The 15,344-nt window shown below is 55.2% G+C and carries 28 protein-coding genes; all 28 read left to right on the top strand.

Annotated elements, in window-relative coordinates:
* Nucleotides 1-32: 32 nt before the first annotated feature.
* The 28 genes from tuf (at nucleotide 33) to rplQ (ending at nucleotide 15,254) form a co-directional block, all read left to right on the top strand.
* Complete coding sequence (tuf, locus tag PSQ90_RS00455) at nucleotides 33-1,223, top strand: elongation factor Tu (protein WP_282211488.1); 1,191 nt, start codon at nucleotides 33-35, stop codon at nucleotides 1,221-1,223.
* 66 nt (nucleotides 1,224-1,289) lie between these two features.
* The gene (gene rpsJ / locus PSQ90_RS00450; RefSeq protein ID WP_056232628.1) at nucleotides 1,290-1,598 is read left to right on the top strand and encodes a 30S ribosomal protein S10; all 309 of its coding nucleotides are present in this window, start codon (nucleotides 1,290-1,292) and stop codon (nucleotides 1,596-1,598) included.
* 83 nt (nucleotides 1,599-1,681) lie between these two features.
* Nucleotides 1,682-2,386, top strand: a complete 705-nt coding sequence (gene rplC / locus PSQ90_RS00445) for a 50S ribosomal protein L3 (RefSeq protein ID WP_282211487.1) — start codon at nucleotides 1,682-1,684, stop codon at nucleotides 2,384-2,386.
* Nucleotides 2,386-3,006 (top strand): 50S ribosomal protein L4, encoded by a 621-nt coding sequence (rplD, locus tag PSQ90_RS00440; protein WP_282211486.1) that lies wholly within the window; start codon nucleotides 2,386-2,388, stop codon nucleotides 3,004-3,006. Before rplC ends, rplD begins: the two co-directional genes overlap by 1 nt.
* On the top strand, nucleotides 3,003-3,296 hold the full coding sequence (locus tag PSQ90_RS00435) for a 50S ribosomal protein L23 (RefSeq protein WP_282211485.1): 294 nt from the start codon (nucleotides 3,003-3,005) through the stop codon (nucleotides 3,294-3,296). The genes rplD and PSQ90_RS00435 overlap by 4 nt, the downstream gene beginning before the upstream one ends.
* A gap of 13 nt (nucleotides 3,297-3,309) precedes the next feature.
* Nucleotides 3,310-4,149, top strand: coding sequence for a 50S ribosomal protein L2 (gene rplB, locus PSQ90_RS00430; RefSeq protein ID WP_282211484.1), 840 nt, complete (start codon nucleotides 3,310-3,312; stop codon nucleotides 4,147-4,149).
* Nucleotides 4,150-4,152: 3 nt separating this feature from the next.
* On the top strand, nucleotides 4,153-4,431 hold the full coding sequence (gene rpsS / locus PSQ90_RS00425; protein WP_282211483.1) for a 30S ribosomal protein S19: 279 nt from the start codon (nucleotides 4,153-4,155) through the stop codon (nucleotides 4,429-4,431).
* A 1-nt stretch (nucleotide 4,432) separates the two neighbouring features.
* A complete protein-coding gene (gene rplV / locus PSQ90_RS00420; protein ID WP_282211482.1) occupies nucleotides 4,433-4,813 on the top strand; it encodes a 50S ribosomal protein L22 in 381 nt (126 codons plus the stop codon).
* On the top strand, nucleotides 4,813-5,532 hold the full coding sequence (gene rpsC, locus PSQ90_RS00415; RefSeq protein WP_282211481.1) for a 30S ribosomal protein S3: 720 nt from the start codon (nucleotides 4,813-4,815) through the stop codon (nucleotides 5,530-5,532). Before rplV ends, rpsC begins: the two co-directional genes overlap by 1 nt.
* Nucleotides 5,533-5,546: 14 nt before the next feature.
* Nucleotides 5,547-5,960, top strand: coding sequence for a 50S ribosomal protein L16 (gene rplP, locus PSQ90_RS00410; protein ID WP_212657690.1), 414 nt, complete (start codon nucleotides 5,547-5,549; stop codon nucleotides 5,958-5,960).
* Between the two features lie 12 nt (nucleotides 5,961-5,972).
* Nucleotides 5,973-6,170 carry a 50S ribosomal protein L29 gene (rpmC, locus tag PSQ90_RS00405; protein ID WP_282211480.1) on the top strand — a complete coding sequence of 66 codons (198 nt, stop codon included), beginning with the start codon at nucleotides 5,973-5,975 and terminating at the stop codon, nucleotides 6,168-6,170.
* Nucleotides 6,171-6,182: 12 nt separating this feature from the next.
* On the top strand, nucleotides 6,183-6,416 hold the full coding sequence (gene rpsQ / locus PSQ90_RS00400; protein ID WP_282211479.1) for a 30S ribosomal protein S17: 234 nt from the start codon (nucleotides 6,183-6,185) through the stop codon (nucleotides 6,414-6,416).
* A gap of 67 nt (nucleotides 6,417-6,483) precedes the next feature.
* Nucleotides 6,484-6,852 carry a 50S ribosomal protein L14 gene (gene rplN, locus PSQ90_RS00395; protein WP_035102635.1) on the top strand — a complete coding sequence of 123 codons (369 nt, stop codon included), beginning with the start codon at nucleotides 6,484-6,486 and terminating at the stop codon, nucleotides 6,850-6,852.
* Nucleotides 6,852-7,163 (top strand): 50S ribosomal protein L24, encoded by a 312-nt coding sequence (gene rplX / locus PSQ90_RS00390; protein WP_282211478.1) that lies wholly within the window; start codon nucleotides 6,852-6,854, stop codon nucleotides 7,161-7,163. The genes rplN and rplX overlap by 1 nt, the downstream gene beginning before the upstream one ends.
* Nucleotides 7,156-7,713: a 50S ribosomal protein L5 gene (gene rplE / locus PSQ90_RS00385; RefSeq protein WP_282211477.1), complete on the top strand. Its 558-nt coding sequence runs from the start codon at nucleotides 7,156-7,158 to the stop codon at nucleotides 7,711-7,713. The genes rplX and rplE overlap by 8 nt, the downstream gene beginning before the upstream one ends.
* 30 nt (nucleotides 7,714-7,743) lie before the next feature.
* Nucleotides 7,744-8,049 carry a 30S ribosomal protein S14 gene (rpsN, locus tag PSQ90_RS00380; protein ID WP_282211476.1) on the top strand — a complete coding sequence of 102 codons (306 nt, stop codon included), beginning with the start codon at nucleotides 7,744-7,746 and terminating at the stop codon, nucleotides 8,047-8,049.
* A gap of 12 nt (nucleotides 8,050-8,061) precedes the next feature.
* On the top strand, nucleotides 8,062-8,460 hold the full coding sequence (gene rpsH / locus PSQ90_RS00375; protein ID WP_282211475.1) for a 30S ribosomal protein S8: 399 nt from the start codon (nucleotides 8,062-8,064) through the stop codon (nucleotides 8,458-8,460).
* A gap of 65 nt (nucleotides 8,461-8,525) precedes the next feature.
* On the top strand, nucleotides 8,526-9,059 hold the full coding sequence (gene rplF / locus PSQ90_RS00370) for a 50S ribosomal protein L6 (RefSeq protein WP_282211474.1): 534 nt from the start codon (nucleotides 8,526-8,528) through the stop codon (nucleotides 9,057-9,059).
* A gap of 12 nt (nucleotides 9,060-9,071) precedes the next feature.
* Nucleotides 9,072-9,434 (top strand): 50S ribosomal protein L18, encoded by a 363-nt coding sequence (rplR, locus tag PSQ90_RS00365; RefSeq protein WP_282211473.1) that lies wholly within the window; start codon nucleotides 9,072-9,074, stop codon nucleotides 9,432-9,434.
* A 25-nt stretch (nucleotides 9,435-9,459) separates the two neighbouring features.
* Nucleotides 9,460-9,993: a 30S ribosomal protein S5 gene (gene rpsE, locus PSQ90_RS00360; protein WP_282211472.1), complete on the top strand. Its 534-nt coding sequence runs from the start codon at nucleotides 9,460-9,462 to the stop codon at nucleotides 9,991-9,993.
* A gap of 21 nt (nucleotides 9,994-10,014) precedes the next feature.
* Complete coding sequence (gene rpmD / locus PSQ90_RS00355; RefSeq protein ID WP_282211471.1) at nucleotides 10,015-10,203, top strand: 50S ribosomal protein L30; 189 nt, start codon at nucleotides 10,015-10,017, stop codon at nucleotides 10,201-10,203.
* A 19-nt stretch (nucleotides 10,204-10,222) separates the two neighbouring features.
* Entirely contained in the window at nucleotides 10,223-10,720 is a 498-nt protein-coding gene (rplO, locus tag PSQ90_RS00350; protein ID WP_282211470.1) for a 50S ribosomal protein L15, read from the top strand.
* Nucleotides 10,721-10,765: 45 nt separating this feature from the next.
* Nucleotides 10,766-12,103 carry a preprotein translocase subunit SecY gene (gene secY / locus PSQ90_RS00345; RefSeq protein ID WP_282211469.1) on the top strand — a complete coding sequence of 446 codons (1,338 nt, stop codon included), beginning with the start codon at nucleotides 10,766-10,768 and terminating at the stop codon, nucleotides 12,101-12,103.
* Entirely contained in the window at nucleotides 12,100-12,666 is a 567-nt protein-coding gene (locus tag PSQ90_RS00340) for an adenylate kinase (protein ID WP_282211468.1), read from the top strand. Before secY ends, PSQ90_RS00340 begins: the two co-directional genes overlap by 4 nt.
* 177 nt (nucleotides 12,667-12,843) lie before the next feature.
* Nucleotides 12,844-13,212, top strand: a complete 369-nt coding sequence (rpsM, locus tag PSQ90_RS00335; protein WP_282211467.1) for a 30S ribosomal protein S13 — start codon at nucleotides 12,844-12,846, stop codon at nucleotides 13,210-13,212.
* Nucleotides 13,213-13,290: 78 nt separating this feature from the next.
* A complete protein-coding gene (gene rpsK / locus PSQ90_RS00330) occupies nucleotides 13,291-13,683 on the top strand; it encodes a 30S ribosomal protein S11 (protein ID WP_046136760.1) in 393 nt (130 codons plus the stop codon).
* A 96-nt stretch (nucleotides 13,684-13,779) separates the two neighbouring features.
* A complete protein-coding gene (locus PSQ90_RS00325) occupies nucleotides 13,780-14,799 on the top strand; it encodes a DNA-directed RNA polymerase subunit alpha (protein ID WP_282211466.1) in 1,020 nt (339 codons plus the stop codon).
* A 32-nt stretch (nucleotides 14,800-14,831) separates the two neighbouring features.
* On the top strand, nucleotides 14,832-15,254 hold the full coding sequence (rplQ, locus tag PSQ90_RS00320) for a 50S ribosomal protein L17 (protein ID WP_282211465.1): 423 nt from the start codon (nucleotides 14,832-14,834) through the stop codon (nucleotides 15,252-15,254).
* Nucleotides 15,255-15,344: the final 90 nt, after the last annotated feature.

Here is a 15,344-nt window from a genome sequence, read left to right as displayed (position 1 = left end):
GGCCTTCTGGCTAACGAATACGGAGAATAGCGATGGGCAAGGAAAAATTTTCCCGCAATAAGCCTCACTGCAACATCGGTACCATCGGTCACGTTGACCATGGTAAGACGTCGCTGACTGCTGCGATCACCAAGGTGCTCGCCGAATCCGGTGGCGCAACCTTCAAGGACTACGCGCAGATCGACGTTGCTCCTGAAGAAAAGGCCCGTGGTATTACCATTAATACCTCGCACGTCGAGTATGAGACCGCTAACCGTCACTACGCTCACGTTGATTGCCCAGGTCACGCTGACTATGTGAAGAACATGATCACCGGTGCGGCCCAGATGGATGGTGCCATTTTGGTGGTGTCCGCCGCCGACGGCCCGATGCCTCAGACCCGCGAGCATATTCTGCTTGCCCGTCAGGTTGGTGTGCCTGCTTTGGTTGTCTTCCTGAACAAGTGCGACATGGTCGATGACCCAGAGCTGCTTGAACTGGTTGAGCTTGAAGTTCGCGAACTGCTCAGCTCCTACGAATTCCCGGGCGACGACATCCCGCTGATCAAGGGTTCGGCCACCGAAGCTCTGAACGGTGGCGATGCCAAGCTCGGACATGATGCCGTGATCGAACTGATGGCCGCTGTTGACAGCTACATTCCGCAGCCAGAGCGTCCAGTCGATCAGCCGTTCCTGTTGCCGATCGAAGACGTTTTCTCGATCTCGGGTCGTGGTACTGTTGTTACCGGTCGCGTTGAGCGCGGTATCGTCAAGGTTGGTGAAGAAGTCGAAATCGTCGGCATCAAGGACACCCAGAAGACGACCGTTACCGGCGTTGAAATGTTCCGCAAGCTGCTCGATTCGGGTGAAGCAGGCGACAACATTGGTGCTCTGATCCGTGGTATTGACCGTACTCAGGTTGAGCGTGGTCAGGTTCTGTGCAAACCCGGTTCCGTGACCCCCCACACTGATTTCGTTGCTGAGGCCTATATCCTCACCAAGGAAGAAGGTGGCCGTCATACGCCGTTCTTTGGCAACTATCGTCCTCAGTTCTACTTCCGTACGACTGACGTGACCGGCATTGTTACGCTGCCAGAAGGCACCGAAATGGTTATGCCTGGTGACAACATCAACATGAACGTTCAGCTCATTGTGCCGATCGCCATGGAAGAAAAGCTTCGCTTCGCTATCCGCGAAGGTGGCCGTACCGTTGGTGCCGGCGTCGTCGCCAAGATCCTGAAGTAATTCAGCCTTCGAATTGCGCAGCGCGTCTAAAGCGCGCTGCGGTTCATTTTTCCTTAGGATTGCAACATGAACGGTCAAAACATTCGCATACGGCTTAAGGCCTTTGACCATCGCGTCCTTGACGCATCAACGCGTGAGATCGTTTCGACGGCCAAGCGTACTGGTGCTCAGGTCCGTGGTCCGATCCCTCTGCCGACGCGAATTGATAAGTTTACCGTGAACCGCTCGCCGCATATCGACAAAAAGTCGCGCGAACAGTTCGAGATCCGGACCCACAAGCGTCTTCTGGACATTGTTGATCCGACTCCACAGACGGTTGATGCGCTGATGAAGCTCGATCTTGCCGCCGGTGTCGACGTCGAAATCAAGCTCTAAGTGACTGAGTTTTCGCGCTAACCATCCATAGGGTCCTCTTGAAAATGACCCGGTTCAGCGCCTATTTGAAAAGGTAACAACCGATGCGTTCTGGTTTGATCGCACAGAAGCTGGGCATGACCCGCATATTCACCGACGACGGCGCTCACGTGCCTGTCACGGTGCTCGGGCTGCAAAACTGCCAGGTGGTAGGACAGCGGACGTCGGAAAAAGATGGTTATGTCGCGCTTCAGTTGGGCGCTGGACAGGCCAAGGCAAAAAATACGACCAAGGCAGAACGCGGCCAGTTCGCTGTTGCCAAGGTTGAGCCCAAGCGTCACGTCGCCGAGTTTCGCGTTGATGCGGAAAACCTCATTGAGGTAGGCGCACAGATGCAGGCTGATCACTTTGCTGAAGGGCAACTGGTCGATGTGACCGGAACGTCCATTGGTAAGGGTTTTGCCGGTGGTATGAAGCGCTGGAACTTTGGTGGTTTGCGTGCTTCCCACGGTGTTTCTGTTTCTCACCGTTCTATTGGTTCTACTGGTGGTCGTCAGGATCCCGGCAAGACTTTCAAGAACAAGAAGATGCCTGGCCACATGGGTGATGCGCGTATTACCACCCAGAACCTCAAGGTCGTCAAGACCGATGTGGAACGCGGGCTTATCATGATCCAAGGTTCTGTTCCCGGCGCCAAGGGCGGTTGGATCATGATCAAGGATGCCGTCAAGAAGCCTGCTCCCAAGGATGCAGCTCTTCCTGGCTCGTTCAAGCCAGCAGCAGCCTCTGTTCAGGGGGAGAGTGAATAATGGAACTCCAGATTACCTCTCTCGACGGGAAGTCCAAGGGCAGCGTATCGCTAGCCGATGACGTCTTCGGTCTTGAAGTTCGCGAAGATATTCTTCACCGGATGGTCCGTTACCAGCAGCTCAAGGCTATGGCCGGCACGCATCAGGTAAAGCATCGTTCCGACGGCGCTCGTACCGGCAAGAAATATGTTAAGCAGAAGGGTTCGGGCGGCGCCCGTCACGGCGATCGCAAGGCTCCGCAATTCCGTGGTGGTGGCCGTGCATTTGGTCCCGAGACCCGCAGCCATGCGATCGATCTGCCTAAGAAGGTTCGCGTTCTTGCTCTCAAGCATGCGCTTTCTGCCAAGGCCAAGGCCGGCGAGTTGATCGTTCTGGACAGCGTTGCCCAGAAGGATCCGAAAACTTCGGCCCTGCGCATCACGTTCGGTAAGCTTGACTGGATGAATGCGCTGATCATCGATGGTGCGACGGTTGACCAGAATTTTGCTCTGGCGGCTCGCAACATTCCGCATATCGACGTGCTGCCTGTGCAGGGGATCAACGTTGTTGACATCCTCCGTCGTCGGAAGCTCGTCCTTACCAAAGCAGCGCTCGAAGCGCTCGAGGCAAGGTTCGCATGAATAAGCTCAGCGCTTACGACATCATCCGTAATCCGGTCGTGACCGAAAAGTCGACGATGGCTTCGGAATATAATCAGGTCGTTTTCGATGTTTCCATCGATGCGTCCAAACCAGAGATCAAAGCCGCCGTCGAGCAGCTGTTCTCGGTCAAGGTCAAGGCAGTCAATACCATTGTCCGCAAGGGCAAGGTAAAGCGCTTCCGCGGCAAGCTTGGTGTCCGCAACGACATCAAGAAGGCTGTTGTGACCCTTGTCGACGGTCAGTCGATCGATATTTCGACCGGCCTGTGAGGGAGAGATAAGAATGGCTTTAAAGCAATATAATCCTACCTCAGAAGGTCGCCGTCATCTGATTACGACAGATCGGTCCGAGCTTTGGGGTGGTAAGCCGGTAAAGGGTCTGACCCAGGGTCTGACCAAATCTGGTGGACGAAACAACCGTGGTCGTATCACTGCATTCCATCGCGGTGGCGGTCACAAGCGCACCTATCGCATGATTGACTTCAAGCGCGTCAAGTTTGACGTGGTTGGAACGGTTGAACGGTTGGAATATGATCCCAATCGGACTGCGTTTATAGCTCTGATTACCTATTCGGATGGTGAGCAGGCCTACATCATTGCACCACAGCGTTTGGCTGCGGGCGACAAGGTCATCTCTTCAACGGGTTCGGTTGACGTGAAGCCCGGCAACGCCATGCCGCTTGAACGCATGCCGGTTGGCACGATCGTTCATAACATTGAGCTTAAGCCCCGCAAGGGCGCTCAGGTTGCCCGTTCTGCTGGTGCTTATGCTCAGTATGTTGGTCGCGATCAGGGTTGGGCGATCCTTCGCCTCAGTTCTGGCGAACAGCGTCGTGTTCATGGTTCATGTCTCGCAACCGTTGGCGCGGTTTCGAACCAGGATCACTCCAATACCGCACTCGGTAAAGCTGGTCGTTCACGTTGGTTGGGTCGCAAGCCAGTCAACCGCGGTGTGACCATGAACCCAATCGATCACCCTCATGGTGGTGGTGAAGGCCGTACCTCGGGTGGCCGTCATCCGGTTACGCCTTGGGGCAAGCCGACTAAGGGTAAGAAGACCCGCAGCAATAAGGCGACGGACAAGTTCATCGTTCGCTCGCGTCACGTGAAGAAGGGCAGATAAGCCATGACCCGTTCGCTTTGGAAAGGCCCGTTTGTCGACGGTTACCTGCTCAAGAAAGCCGAAAAGGTCCGTGAATCGGGCCGCAACGAAGTCGTCAAGATCTGGAGCCGTCGTTCGACGATTCTGCCCCAGTTCGTCGGCATCACCTTCGGTGTCCACAATGGTCAAAAGCATGTTCCGGTCTCAGTGACCGAAGACATGATCGGCCACAAGTTCGGCGAATTCGCGCCAAGCCGTACCTATTACGGTCACGCGGCCGACAAGAAGGCCAAGAGGAAGTAACATGGGCAAGCCAAAAACCCAGCGCGCGCTTGCGGACAACGAAGCCAAGGCAGTACTGCGGATGCTACGCATTAGCCCGCAAAAGCTGAACCTTGTTGCTCAGTTGATCCGTGGCAAGAAGGTAGAGAAGGCTTTGGCCGATCTCGAGTTCAACCACAAGCGCATTTCCGGCCAGGTAAGAAAGGTGCTTGAAAGCGCCATTGCCAACGCCGAAAACAATCATGGCCTCGACACCGACGCTCTTGTCGTTGCCGAAGCATTTGTAGGCAATTCGCTTGTCATGAAGCGCTTCACGGCGCGTGGACGTGGCCGATCTTCACAGATCCAGAAGCCATTCGCCCACCTGACGATCGTTGTCCGTCAAGTTGAAGAGGCCGCATAATGGGTCAGAAGATCAATCCAATCGGTTTTCGCCTCGGCATCAACCGCACCTGGGACTCGCGTTGGTACGCCAACAAGGCTGAGTACGGTTCATTGCTTCAGGAAGATCTGAAGATTCGTACCATGCTGCTCAAGGAATTGAAGGCAGCTGCAGTCTCCAAGATTGTCATCGAGCGTCCGCACCGTAAGTGCCGCGTTTCGATCCACACCGCCCGTCCGGGCATTGTGATCGGCAAAAAGGGCGCAGACATCGACAAGATCCGCGCCAGTGTGAAGAAGTTCACCGACAGCGAAGTGCACATCAACATCGTTGAAGTGCGCAAGCCGGAAACTGATGCGACTCTCGTTGCTCAGGGTATTGCCCAGCAACTGGAACGCCGAGTGGCATTCCGTCGCGCCATGAAGCGCGCTGTGCAGACTTCGATCCGCATGGGTGCCGGTGGTATCCGCGTCAATGTTGGTGGTCGCCTTGGCGGTGCCGATATCGCGCGTACTGAATGGTATCGTGAAGGTCGTGTTCCATTGCACACACTGCGTGCTGACATTGATTATGGTACTGCTGAAGCCGCAACGACATACGGCATCATCGGCATCAAAGTCTGGATTTTCAAAGGCGAAGTGCTTGAACATGATCCATCGGCGCATGAGCGTCGGGCTACCGAAGGTAGTGGCGATGGTGGCGGTCAGCGTAGCCAGCGGTCCGACCGCGAACGCGCATAAGAAGGTAACTCGTTATGCTGCAACCTAAGAAAACCAAGTTCCGCAAGGCTCACAAGGGTCGTATCCATGGCGTTGCCAAGGGCGGTACTGATCTTGCTTTTGGGCAATATGCTCTTAAGGCAACTGAACCAGAGCGCGTTACAGCGCGGCAGATTGAAGCGGCTCGTCGCGCAATCACCCGCGAAATGAAGCGTCAGGGCCGTGTATGGATCCGCATCTTTCCGGATGTGCCAGTCACCAAAAAGCCGACTGAAGTCCGCATGGGTAAGGGCAAGGGTTCGGTTGAACTGTGGGCGGCTCGTGTGAAGCCCGGCCGCATCGTATTCGAAATCGACGGCGTCCCCGAGGACGTTGCCAAGGAAGCTTTGCGCCTCGGCGCTATGAAGCTGCCGATCATGACGCGGGTTGTTACCCGCATTGCAGACTAAGGGGTCAAGGCAATGACGACTGCCAAGGATGTGCGGGCGAAGACCCCGGACGAGCTGAAAGATCAGCTTGTTGGCCTGAAGAAAGAACAATTCAATCTGCGTTTCCAGCGTGCTACCCAGCAGTTGGAATCACCAGCCCGGGTCAAGCAGGTCCGCCGCGATATCGCGCGGATCAAGACCATCCTGGCTGAAAAAAGCGCAGCGAAGTAAGGAGCGGCGGCCATGCCAAAACGCGTTCTACAGGGGACTGTTGTCTCCGATACCAATGAGAAGACGGTTGTTGTGCGCGTCGAACGCCGCTTTACACATCCGGTTATGAAAAAGACAGTGCGTCGGTCCAAGAAGTACCAGGCCCACGATGAGGCAAATATTGCCAAGGTCGGGGACATTGTACAGATCGAGGAATGCGCACCGATCTCCAGGAACAAGCGCTGGACACTCGTTCCGTCCGCGTAAACAAATTTAGGGTTTAAGGTTGGCGCGCCGGGGACGGCGGTCGGCATAAACAAGAAGGCATCCAGTCATGATTCAGATGCAATCCAATCTCGACGTCGCGGATAATTCCGGCGCGCGTCGCGTCATGTGCATCAAGGTGCTGGGCGGCTCGCATCGTAAATACGCTTCTGTTGGCGACATTATTGTTGTGTCGGTCAAGGACGCTATTCCACGCGGTCGCGTAAAGAAGGGTCAGGTTATGAAGGCGGTCGTTGTACGCACCGCGTTCGATATCCGTCGCCCCGATGGCACGGTTATTCGCTTTGACAAAAACGCCGCGGTTCTGATCAACAATCAAAAAGAACCAATCGGCACTCGTATCTTCGGACCAGTTCCACGTGAGCTTCGCGCCAAGAACCACATGAAGATCATCTCGCTCGCACCAGAGGTGCTGTAATGGCCGCCAAAATAAAGAAGGGCGACAAAGTCGTCGTCCTGACTGGCAAGGACAAAGGCAAAACCGGCCAGGTCCTATCAGTCATCCCAACTGAAACTCGTGCACTCGTTCAGGGTATCAATCTTGTTCGTCGTCACACCAAGCAGACCGCGTCGAACGATGCCGGTATTTTCACCAAGGAAGCGTCGATACATCTGTCGAACCTCGCGCTCGCCGACAAGGATGGCAAGCCCAGCCGCGTTGGTTTCCAGATTAAAGACGGCGTTAAATCGCGCGTCGCCAAGAGCACCGGAGATGTGATCGATGGCTGAGACAGCTTACATCCCACGGCTTCGCGTCGAATATGACGGGACCATCAAGAAGGCGCTTACCGAGCAGTTCGGTTACAAGAACGTCATGGAATTGCCCCGGCTCGACAAGATCGTGCTGAATATGGGCGTTGGCGAAGCTGTGAACGACTCCAAGAAGGTCAAGTCGGCTGCTGGTGACATGGAAAAGATTGCTGGCCAGAAGCCTGTTATCACCCATGCACGCAAGTCGATCGCCGGCTTCAAGGTTCGCGAAGATATGCCGCTGGGTGTCAAGGTTACATTGCGCAAGGCGCGCATGTATGAATTCCTCGATCGTCTGGTGAACATTGCTTTGCCGCGCGTTCGCGATTTCCGCGGCCTGAACCCGAATTCGTTCGATGGTGCGGGCAACTACGCAATGGGCATCAAGGAACATATCATTTTCCCTGAAATCAACTACGACGAGGTTGATCAAATCTGGGGTATGGACATCGTGGTTTGTACGACCGCCAACACGGATGACGAAGCCCGCGCGCTTCTCAAGGCTTTCAACTTCCCTTTCCGCCAGTAAGCGGGCAGGGGAAGGAATAAGGATCAGGACATGGCCAAGACCAGCTCCATCGCTAAAAACAACAAGCGCGCCGCCCTTGCCAAGCAATATGCTGGCAAGCGGGCAGCACTTAAAGCCCTCAGCAAGGATGCTTCGGCATCGGCTGAAGTTCGGTTTGGCGCACAGCTCAAACTCGCGGAACTGCCACGCAATTCGGCACCAGTTCGCGTTCGCAACCGTTGTGAAGTTTCCGGACGTCCCCGTGGTTATTATCGCAAGCTGAAGCTGAGCCGTATTGCACTGCGCCAGTTGGGCAATCTGGGTCTGATTCCAGGCCTGGTAAAGTCGAGCTGGTAAGGAGAGAAGAAGATGAGCTTCACCGATCCCATCGGAGATATGTTGACCCGTATCCGCAATGCGCAGATGCGTCACAAGAATTCCGTTTCGACACCAGCCTCGACCCTACGCGGTCGCGTGCTGGACGTTCTCCAGTCCGAAGGATTTATCCGCGGATACTCTGAGACAAAGTTCGAGAACGGCGCTGCCGAGTACGAGATTGAACTCAAGTACGCGGAAAATGATCCGGTCATCCGCACGATCGAACGCGTTTCGCGTCCCGGCCGTCGCGTTTATGCATCGGTGCGGAATATTCCGCAGGTAGCTAACGGTCTTGGTGTTTCAATTCTGTCCACGCCCAAGGGCGTAATGGCGGATCACGAAGCCAAGGCAGCAAATGTTGGTGGCGAGGTACTCTGCCGCGTATTCTGATGTTTGAAGTTTCAGCTTCAATTATCGGTAGGCGGTATGACGATTACTCAAGAAGGTAGAACAAAATGTCCCGTACGGGTAAACAACCGGTTGCTCCTGTCAGCGGCGTAAATGTGACTTTGAATGGTCGCAACGTCGCGGTTAAGGGCCCAAAAGGCGAATTGAGCCTTGAGCTCATGGATATTGTCAAGGTTGAGCAGACGCCTGAAGGCGTTTTGGTAACACCTGCCAATGACACCCGTGAGGCCCGCGCTGCATGGGGCACGACCCGCGCACTTATCCAAAACATGGTGACTGGTGTCAGCACCGGTTTCCAGCGCAAGCTGCAGATTCAGGGTGTGGGTTATCGCGCTGCGCTTCAGGGCAAAGACATCAAGCTTTCGCTTGGGTTTAGTCACGAAGTGATTTACACCGCACCAGCGGGAATCACGCTGGCGGTGCCAGCCCCAACTGAAATCGTGATTAGCGGTGTTGACAAGCAATCCGTTGGCCAGGTTGCAGCCAATATTCGCGAATTCCGCAAGCCAGAGCCATACAAGGGCAAGGGCGTTCGCTACGATGGCGAGTTCGTCTTCCGCAAAGAAGGCAAGAAGAAGTAAGGAGCGCCTGCGATGGCTATCAGCAATAAGGGCGCAGAGCGCCGCAAAGCCCGCGTTCGCAAGGCGCTTAAGGCTCGTGCTTTCGGTCGGCCACGGTTGTCGGTCTACCGTTCGGACAAAAATATCTACGCGCAGATCATTGATGATTCGACTGGCCGTACATTGGCTTCTGCCTCGACGCTCGATACCGACGTCAAGGCATCTGTCAAGAATGGTGGAACGGCTGAAGCCGCATCGACCATCGGCAAGTTGATCGCTGAGCGTGGCACCAAGGCAGGAGTGGTCGAAGTCATTTTCGATCGCGGTGCCTACATTTATCACGGCCGGGTCAAGGCCCTGGCAGAAGCTGCCCGCGAGGGCGGCCTGCAGTTCTGATCCACGGCGCGAGAAAGAAGATATTATGAGCAGAGACGTTCAAGATCGCGATAGCGAATTCGTCGACCGCCTGGTCCACATCAATCGTGTTGCCAAGGTTGTCAAAGGTGGCCGCCGTTTCGGTTTCGCCGCCTTGGTTGTGGTTGGCGATCAAAAGGGCCGCGTTGGCTTTGGTCACGGTAAGGCCCGCGAAGTTCCAGAAGCAATCCGTAAGGCCACTGAAGCGGCTAAGCGCACAATGATCCGTGTACCGCTGCGCGACGCACGTACATTGCATCATGATGTGCATGGCCGCCACGGCGCCGGCAAGGTCATCTTGCGTGCAGCAGAACCCGGTACCGGTATTATCGCCGGTGGTCCGATGCGCGCAGTGTTTGAGACCCTCGGGATCAACGACATTGTGGCGAAGTCGCAGGGATCGGCTAACCCTTACAACATGGTTCGCGCGACGTTCGACGCGCTCAAGCGTGTCGATAGCCCGCGTTCGGTCGCATCGCGTCGTGGTTTGAAGGTTTCGGAATTGCAGGCTCGCCGCGGCGAAACTGCGGTCGAAGCTTGATCAGGCTGACGGAGAGATAAGATGGCAGTCAAGAAAACCCTCATTGTTGAGCAGATCGGTTCGCCGATCCGCCGCGACAAGGTGCAGCGCGCAACCCTGGTTGGTCTCGGGCTCAATAAGATGAACAAGAAGCGTGAGCTGCTTGATACGCCCGAAGTTCGCGGCATGATCAACAAACTCCCGCACCTCGTCCGCGTCGTCGGCGAGTAAAAGGCAAAAGGTGTTCAACATGACTCGTTTGAACGAACTTCGTGATAATCCCGGCTCCTACAAGATTCGTACCCGTGTTGGTCGCGGCATCGGTTCGGGCAAGGGCAAGACCGCTGGCCGCGGCGTTAAGGGCCAGACTTCGCGCTCTGGTGTTGCGATCAATGGTTTTGAAGGCGGTCAGATGCCGCTCCACATGCGTATGCCAAAGCGTGGGTTTAACTCGCATAATCCAAAGCAATGGAACCAGGTTCGCATCGACCGTATCCAAGCTTACATCGATTCCGGTAAGTTGGACGCCAAGGGCGTGATTGACGTCGCGGCATTGATTGCTGCTGGCGTTGTGCGTCGAGCCAAGGATGGCGTGCGCCTGATGGGTTCGGAAGGTTTCACTTCCAAGAAGGTCACTTTCAAGGTGGATTACGCCACCAAGGGTGCCTTGGCAGCAATCGAGGCTGCCGGTGGTAAAGTCGAATTGCATGTAGCAACTTCGACAGCAAAAGACGCAAAGGCCGAGTAATTCTCGGCCTAACGCGCCTGGCCTTTAAGCCATAGGGAGCGACACATGGCGTCCGCAGCCGAACAGCTGGCTAGAAATCTTAATTTCTCGACGTTTTCAAAGGCGAAAGCACTCCAGCAGCGCATCTGGTTCACACTAGGAGCGCTGCTTGTTTATCGTCTGGGTACTTTTATTCCAGTGCCGGGGATTGACCCGGACGCATTCCGCGCGACCTTCGAGCAATCGGAGCAGGGCATCTTGGGCATGTTCAACATGTTTTCGGGTGGTGCCGTTCAGCGCATGGCGATTTTCGCACTTAATCTGATCCCATATATTACTGCCTCTATCGTGGTGCAGGTCGTTTCGACCGCTTCTCCGCGCCTCGAAGAAATGAAGAAAGAGGGTGAGGCTGGTCGTCGCAAGATGAATCAGTACACGCGCTATCTGACAGTGGTGTTCTGCACGATCCAGGCCTACGGCATTTCCGTCGGGTTGGAAGCAAGTCAGGGCGTTGTTCTCAATCCTGGTTGGTTCTTCCGTATTTCAACGGTCATAACCTTGGTCGGCGGTACCATGTTCCTGATGTGGCTGGGTGAACAAATCACCTCGCGCGGCGTCGGCAATGGCATTTCGCTGATCATTTTCGCCGGTATTGTCGCCAATTTGCCAGCCACAGTTGTCCAGACGATGGAACTGAGCCGCACTGGGGCGCTGCCCACATTGGCTGCGGTCGGCATATTGTTGCTATCGGTTGTGGTTGTGGCAGTAATCGTGTTCTTTGAACGGGCACAGCGCCGGTTGCTGATTCAATATCCGAAGCGACAAGTGGGCAACAAGATGTTCCAGGGCGAAAGCTCTCATCTACCGCTCAAGCTGAACACATCTGGTGTTATCCCAGTGATCTTTGGTTCCTCACTACTGCTTTTGCCCGCGACCATTGCGTCATTTGCCGCCCAGGGAAATTCACCGCAATGGCTGCAGGTGATTACGGCCATGCTTGGCCGCGGCCAGCCGCTCTATCTGACGCTATTTGCCGTGTTCATCATTTTCTTTGCGTTCTTTTACACCGCAATTGTCTTCAACCCCACCGAGACCGCTGACAATCTGAAGCGTTCGGGCGGGTTCATTCCGGGTATTCGTCCCGGCGAACGGACTGCTCAACACATCGACTATGTGTTGACCCGCATTACGGTGGCCGGCGCTGTCTATTTGACGGTTGTGGCTTTGATCCCAGAGATTGTGCATAACCAACTCGCAGTCAGCCAGTTCATCGGTGGCACGTCGCTGCTGATCATGGTGACTGTGACGCTTGATACGATCTCCCAGGTCCAAAGTCATCTCATCGCCCAACAATATGAGGGCATGGTCAAAAAATCCCGTCTCGGTGGAGGAAAGCGTCGATGAGGCTGATCCTTCTCGGTCCACCGGGTGCAGGCAAGGGCACGCAGGCAAAGATACTAGTTGAAGACTACGGTATTCCGCAGCTCTCCACTGGCGATATCCTGCGGTCGGCCATTGCTGCCAAAACGCCAATGGGCCTTGCAGCTAAAGAAGTCATGGATCGCGGTGATCTCGTCTCCGACACCATCGTCAACGGCATTGTGTCAGAGCGCCTAGATGCACCCGATTGCAAGCCTGGCTTTATTCTGGATGGATTTCCCCGCACGATTGCACAAGCCGAAGCGCTCAGCACCATGTTGAAAGAAAAGTCCATGGAGCTAAACGCCGTTGTTGAGATCAAAGCTGATGTCGATGTGCTGGTTCAACGCGTGGTCAGTCGGGGCAAGGAAGCCGGAGGGCGCGCTGACGATAATGAGGCGGTGTTGCGGAACAGGCTTGAGGTTTACAATCAGCAGACCGCACCATTGGTAAAATATTATGCCGACAAAGGGCAGCTTAAGTCCGTTGATGGTATGGAGCCGGTGGAAACAGTTACCGCTTCGATCAAGGCTGCCATCGGCAGTTAGAAAATTCGATAAGTCTTGCCGGTTGACTCCGGCATGGCTTGTCCTTTATGAACCGCGTCAGTCTCATGCATTATTGGGCTGGATTCGGTTTCTCAAGTAGGTTGGGGTCGAAATCCGGTCCTTGTTGTTTTAGGACACAGGCCGCAGCGGCCAAGGTGTGAATGAAGGAGTGCAGACGTGGCTCGTATTGCTGGCGTCAATATCCCGACTAATAAGCGCGTGATCATCGCGCTGCAGTATATCCATGGGATCGGTGACAGGTTCGCCGAGGATATTTGCAACAAGGTTGGAATTCCAGCCGACCGTCGCGTCAATGAATTGACCGACGCCGAAGTTATCCAGATTCGCGAAACGATCGACCGCGACTATGTTGTTGAAGGTGATCTTCGTCGCGGCGTGGCGATGAACATCAAGCGTTTGATGGACCTGGGCAACTATCGCGGCTTGCGCCACCGTCGTGGACTGCCCGTTCGCGGTCAGCGCACCCATACCAATGCGCGTACGCGCAAGGGTCCGGCTAAAGCTATCGCAGGCAAGAAGAAGTAAGAACCCGTATCGGGTTCTTCGATGTAGCTGCCGGGGCATATTGCTAACGGCAGCGCGGATATCGAATTGAGGACGTAAATGGCTAAGACTGAAACAACTCGCGTTCGCCGCAAGGAACGTAAGAATATCACATCCGGCGTTGCCCATGTGAACGCATCCTTCAACAACACCATGATCACGATTGCTGACATGCAGGGAAACACTATTTCCTGGTCGTCTTCTGGTGTGATGGGTTTCAAGGGGTCGCGCAAGTCGACCCCTTATGCAGCCCAGGTTGCTGCTGAAGATGCTGCCAAGAAGGCGCAGGAACATGGCATGAAGACCCTTGAGGTTGAAGTTCGTGGTCCGGGTTCGGGCCGTGAATCAGCGCTTCGTGCTTTGCAGGCAGCGGGTTTTAACGTTACATCGATCCGTGACGTTACTTCGATCCCGCACAATGGTTGCCGTCCGCGCAAGCGGCGCCGCGTCTAACCAAGTTTTTCAACTCCTGGCCTCCGGGCCGGGAGTCTTATTGTGTTTGCGGCGGAGCGGCCGGGCAAGGGCCGCGATTTTGAAAGGACATTACCTGTGACGATCCAGAGGAACTGGCAAGAACTTATTAAGCCGACCAAGCTGGAGATTGTTTCGGGCAGCGACAACGCGCGCGTGGCCTCGGTTGTAGCCGAGCCGCTTGAGCGCGGTTATGGGCTTACTCTTGGTAACGCCCTTCGTCGTGTGCTGCTGTCGTCGCTTCAGGGCGCGGCAGTAACGGCAATCCAGATCGACGGCATTCTTCACGAATTTTCGTCGCTTCCCGGCGTACGGGAAGACATTACCGACCTTGTGCTCAACGTCAAGGAAATCGCACTGCGTATGGGATCAGAAGGTCCCAAGCGTTTGGCTCTTTCCAAGCAGGGGCCCGGTTCGGTTACTGCAGGCGACATCAAGGTCACCGGCGACATCGAAGTACTCAATCCTGAACTCGTCATCTGCCACCTCGATGATGGCGCCGAGATCAACATTGAGTTCACGGTCAATACCGGCAAAGGTTATGTTGCAGCGGACAAGAACCGCCCCGAAGACGCACCGATTGGTTACATTCCGGTCGATGCGCTGTTCTCGCCGGTCCGTCGCGTATCCTATAAGGTCGACGCAACCCGTGCGGGCGAAAGCCTCGACAAGGACAAGTTGACGCTTCAGGTTGAAACCAATGGCGCGATCTCGCCGGACGACGCTGTCGCCTTTGCAGCGCGCATTCTGCAGGATCAGCTGTCGGTCTTTGTGAATTTCGAAGAGCCCAGCAAGGAAAAGACCCAGGATGCCGTTCCGGAACTGGCATTCAATCCTGCGCTGCTCAAAAAGGTCGACGAGCTCGAACTGTCGGTCCGTTCGGCCAATTGCCTCAAGAACGACAACATTGTCTATATTGGTGATCTGATCCAGAAAACTGAAGCGGAAATGTTGCGGACCCCCAATTTCGGCCGCAAGTCGCTCAACGAAATCAAGGAAGTGCTCGCGCAAATGGGCCTTCATCTCGGAATGGACGTTGCTAACTGGCCACCCGAGAACATCGATGACCTCGCCAAGCGCTACGAAGATCATTATTGATCTCGCGCCGATAAGATCTACAGGAGACAACCATGCGCCACGGTAATTCAGGTCGCAAACTCAATCGGACGGCCAGCCATCGTAAGGCGATGTTTGCCAATATGTCCGCAGCGCTCATCAAACACGAGCAGATCGTAACGACTTTGCCCAAGGCAAAGGAATTGCGCCCAATCGTTGAAAAGCTGGTGACGCTTGCCAAGCGTGGCGATCTGCATGCGCGCCGTCAGGCGATTGCCCAGATCCGCGACGAGGATCAGGTCCGCAAGCTGTTTGCGGTTCTTGGTGGCCGTTACAAGGAACGTCAGGGCGGTTATATCCGCATCATGAAGGCCGGCTTCCGTTTCGGTGACAACGCACCAATGGCTGTGATTGAATTCGTTGACCGCGACGTCAACGCCAAGGGCCTCGATAGCGGCCCGGTCCCGGTTCGCGATGAAGAGTCTGAAGCGGCGTAGGCCGATTTTCAGTTTTGAGCATTTGGGCGGCCACAGCATCCTGTGGCCGCCCTTTTTGTTATCGAGGGTGGGGGTGTCTTGCATCGAATT

This window comes from Devosia rhodophyticola, from assembly GCF_028816475.1.
GTDB classification, from domain to species: Bacteria; Pseudomonadota; Alphaproteobacteria; order Rhizobiales; family Devosiaceae; genus Devosia; species Devosia rhodophyticola.
This window is presented reverse-complemented; position numbering and strand designations above follow the sequence as displayed.

What these genes read in the sequence shown, in the direction of transcription:
- tuf (WP_282211488.1), top strand. Translation starts at nt 33, where the DNA reads ATGGGCAAGGAAAAATTTTCCCGCAATAAGCCTCACTGCAACATCGGT.
- rpsJ (WP_056232628.1), top strand. Translation starts at nt 1,290, where the DNA reads ATGAACGGTCAAAACATTCGCATACGGCTTAAGGCCTTTGACCATCGC.
- rplC (WP_282211487.1), top strand. Translation starts at nt 1,682, where the DNA reads ATGCGTTCTGGTTTGATCGCACAGAAGCTGGGCATGACCCGCATATTC.
- rplD (WP_282211486.1), top strand. Translation starts at nt 2,386, where the DNA reads ATGGAACTCCAGATTACCTCTCTCGACGGGAAGTCCAAGGGCAGCGTA.
- PSQ90_RS00435 (WP_282211485.1), top strand. Translation starts at nt 3,003, where the DNA reads ATGAATAAGCTCAGCGCTTACGACATCATCCGTAATCCGGTCGTGACC.
- rplB (WP_282211484.1), top strand. Translation starts at nt 3,310, where the DNA reads ATGGCTTTAAAGCAATATAATCCTACCTCAGAAGGTCGCCGTCATCTG.
- rpsS (WP_282211483.1), top strand. Translation starts at nt 4,153, where the DNA reads ATGACCCGTTCGCTTTGGAAAGGCCCGTTTGTCGACGGTTACCTGCTC.
- rplV (WP_282211482.1), top strand. Translation starts at nt 4,433, where the DNA reads ATGGGCAAGCCAAAAACCCAGCGCGCGCTTGCGGACAACGAAGCCAAG.
- rpsC (WP_282211481.1), top strand. Translation starts at nt 4,813, where the DNA reads ATGGGTCAGAAGATCAATCCAATCGGTTTTCGCCTCGGCATCAACCGC.
- rplP (WP_212657690.1), top strand. Translation starts at nt 5,547, where the DNA reads ATGCTGCAACCTAAGAAAACCAAGTTCCGCAAGGCTCACAAGGGTCGT.
- rpmC (WP_282211480.1), top strand. Translation starts at nt 5,973, where the DNA reads ATGACGACTGCCAAGGATGTGCGGGCGAAGACCCCGGACGAGCTGAAA.
- rpsQ (WP_282211479.1), top strand. Translation starts at nt 6,183, where the DNA reads ATGCCAAAACGCGTTCTACAGGGGACTGTTGTCTCCGATACCAATGAG.
- rplN (WP_035102635.1), top strand. Translation starts at nt 6,484, where the DNA reads ATGATTCAGATGCAATCCAATCTCGACGTCGCGGATAATTCCGGCGCG.
- rplX (WP_282211478.1), top strand. Translation starts at nt 6,852, where the DNA reads ATGGCCGCCAAAATAAAGAAGGGCGACAAAGTCGTCGTCCTGACTGGC.
- rplE (WP_282211477.1), top strand. Translation starts at nt 7,156, where the DNA reads ATGGCTGAGACAGCTTACATCCCACGGCTTCGCGTCGAATATGACGGG.
- rpsN (WP_282211476.1), top strand. Translation starts at nt 7,744, where the DNA reads ATGGCCAAGACCAGCTCCATCGCTAAAAACAACAAGCGCGCCGCCCTT.
- rpsH (WP_282211475.1), top strand. Translation starts at nt 8,062, where the DNA reads ATGAGCTTCACCGATCCCATCGGAGATATGTTGACCCGTATCCGCAAT.
- rplF (WP_282211474.1), top strand. Translation starts at nt 8,526, where the DNA reads ATGTCCCGTACGGGTAAACAACCGGTTGCTCCTGTCAGCGGCGTAAAT.
- rplR (WP_282211473.1), top strand. Translation starts at nt 9,072, where the DNA reads ATGGCTATCAGCAATAAGGGCGCAGAGCGCCGCAAAGCCCGCGTTCGC.
- rpsE (WP_282211472.1), top strand. Translation starts at nt 9,460, where the DNA reads ATGAGCAGAGACGTTCAAGATCGCGATAGCGAATTCGTCGACCGCCTG.
- rpmD (WP_282211471.1), top strand. Translation starts at nt 10,015, where the DNA reads ATGGCAGTCAAGAAAACCCTCATTGTTGAGCAGATCGGTTCGCCGATC.
- rplO (WP_282211470.1), top strand. Translation starts at nt 10,223, where the DNA reads ATGACTCGTTTGAACGAACTTCGTGATAATCCCGGCTCCTACAAGATT.
- secY (WP_282211469.1), top strand. Translation starts at nt 10,766, where the DNA reads ATGGCGTCCGCAGCCGAACAGCTGGCTAGAAATCTTAATTTCTCGACG.
- PSQ90_RS00340 (WP_282211468.1), top strand. Translation starts at nt 12,100, where the DNA reads ATGAGGCTGATCCTTCTCGGTCCACCGGGTGCAGGCAAGGGCACGCAG.
- rpsK (WP_046136760.1), top strand. Translation starts at nt 13,291, where the DNA reads ATGGCTAAGACTGAAACAACTCGCGTTCGCCGCAAGGAACGTAAGAAT.
- rplQ (WP_282211465.1), top strand. Translation starts at nt 14,832, where the DNA reads ATGCGCCACGGTAATTCAGGTCGCAAACTCAATCGGACGGCCAGCCAT.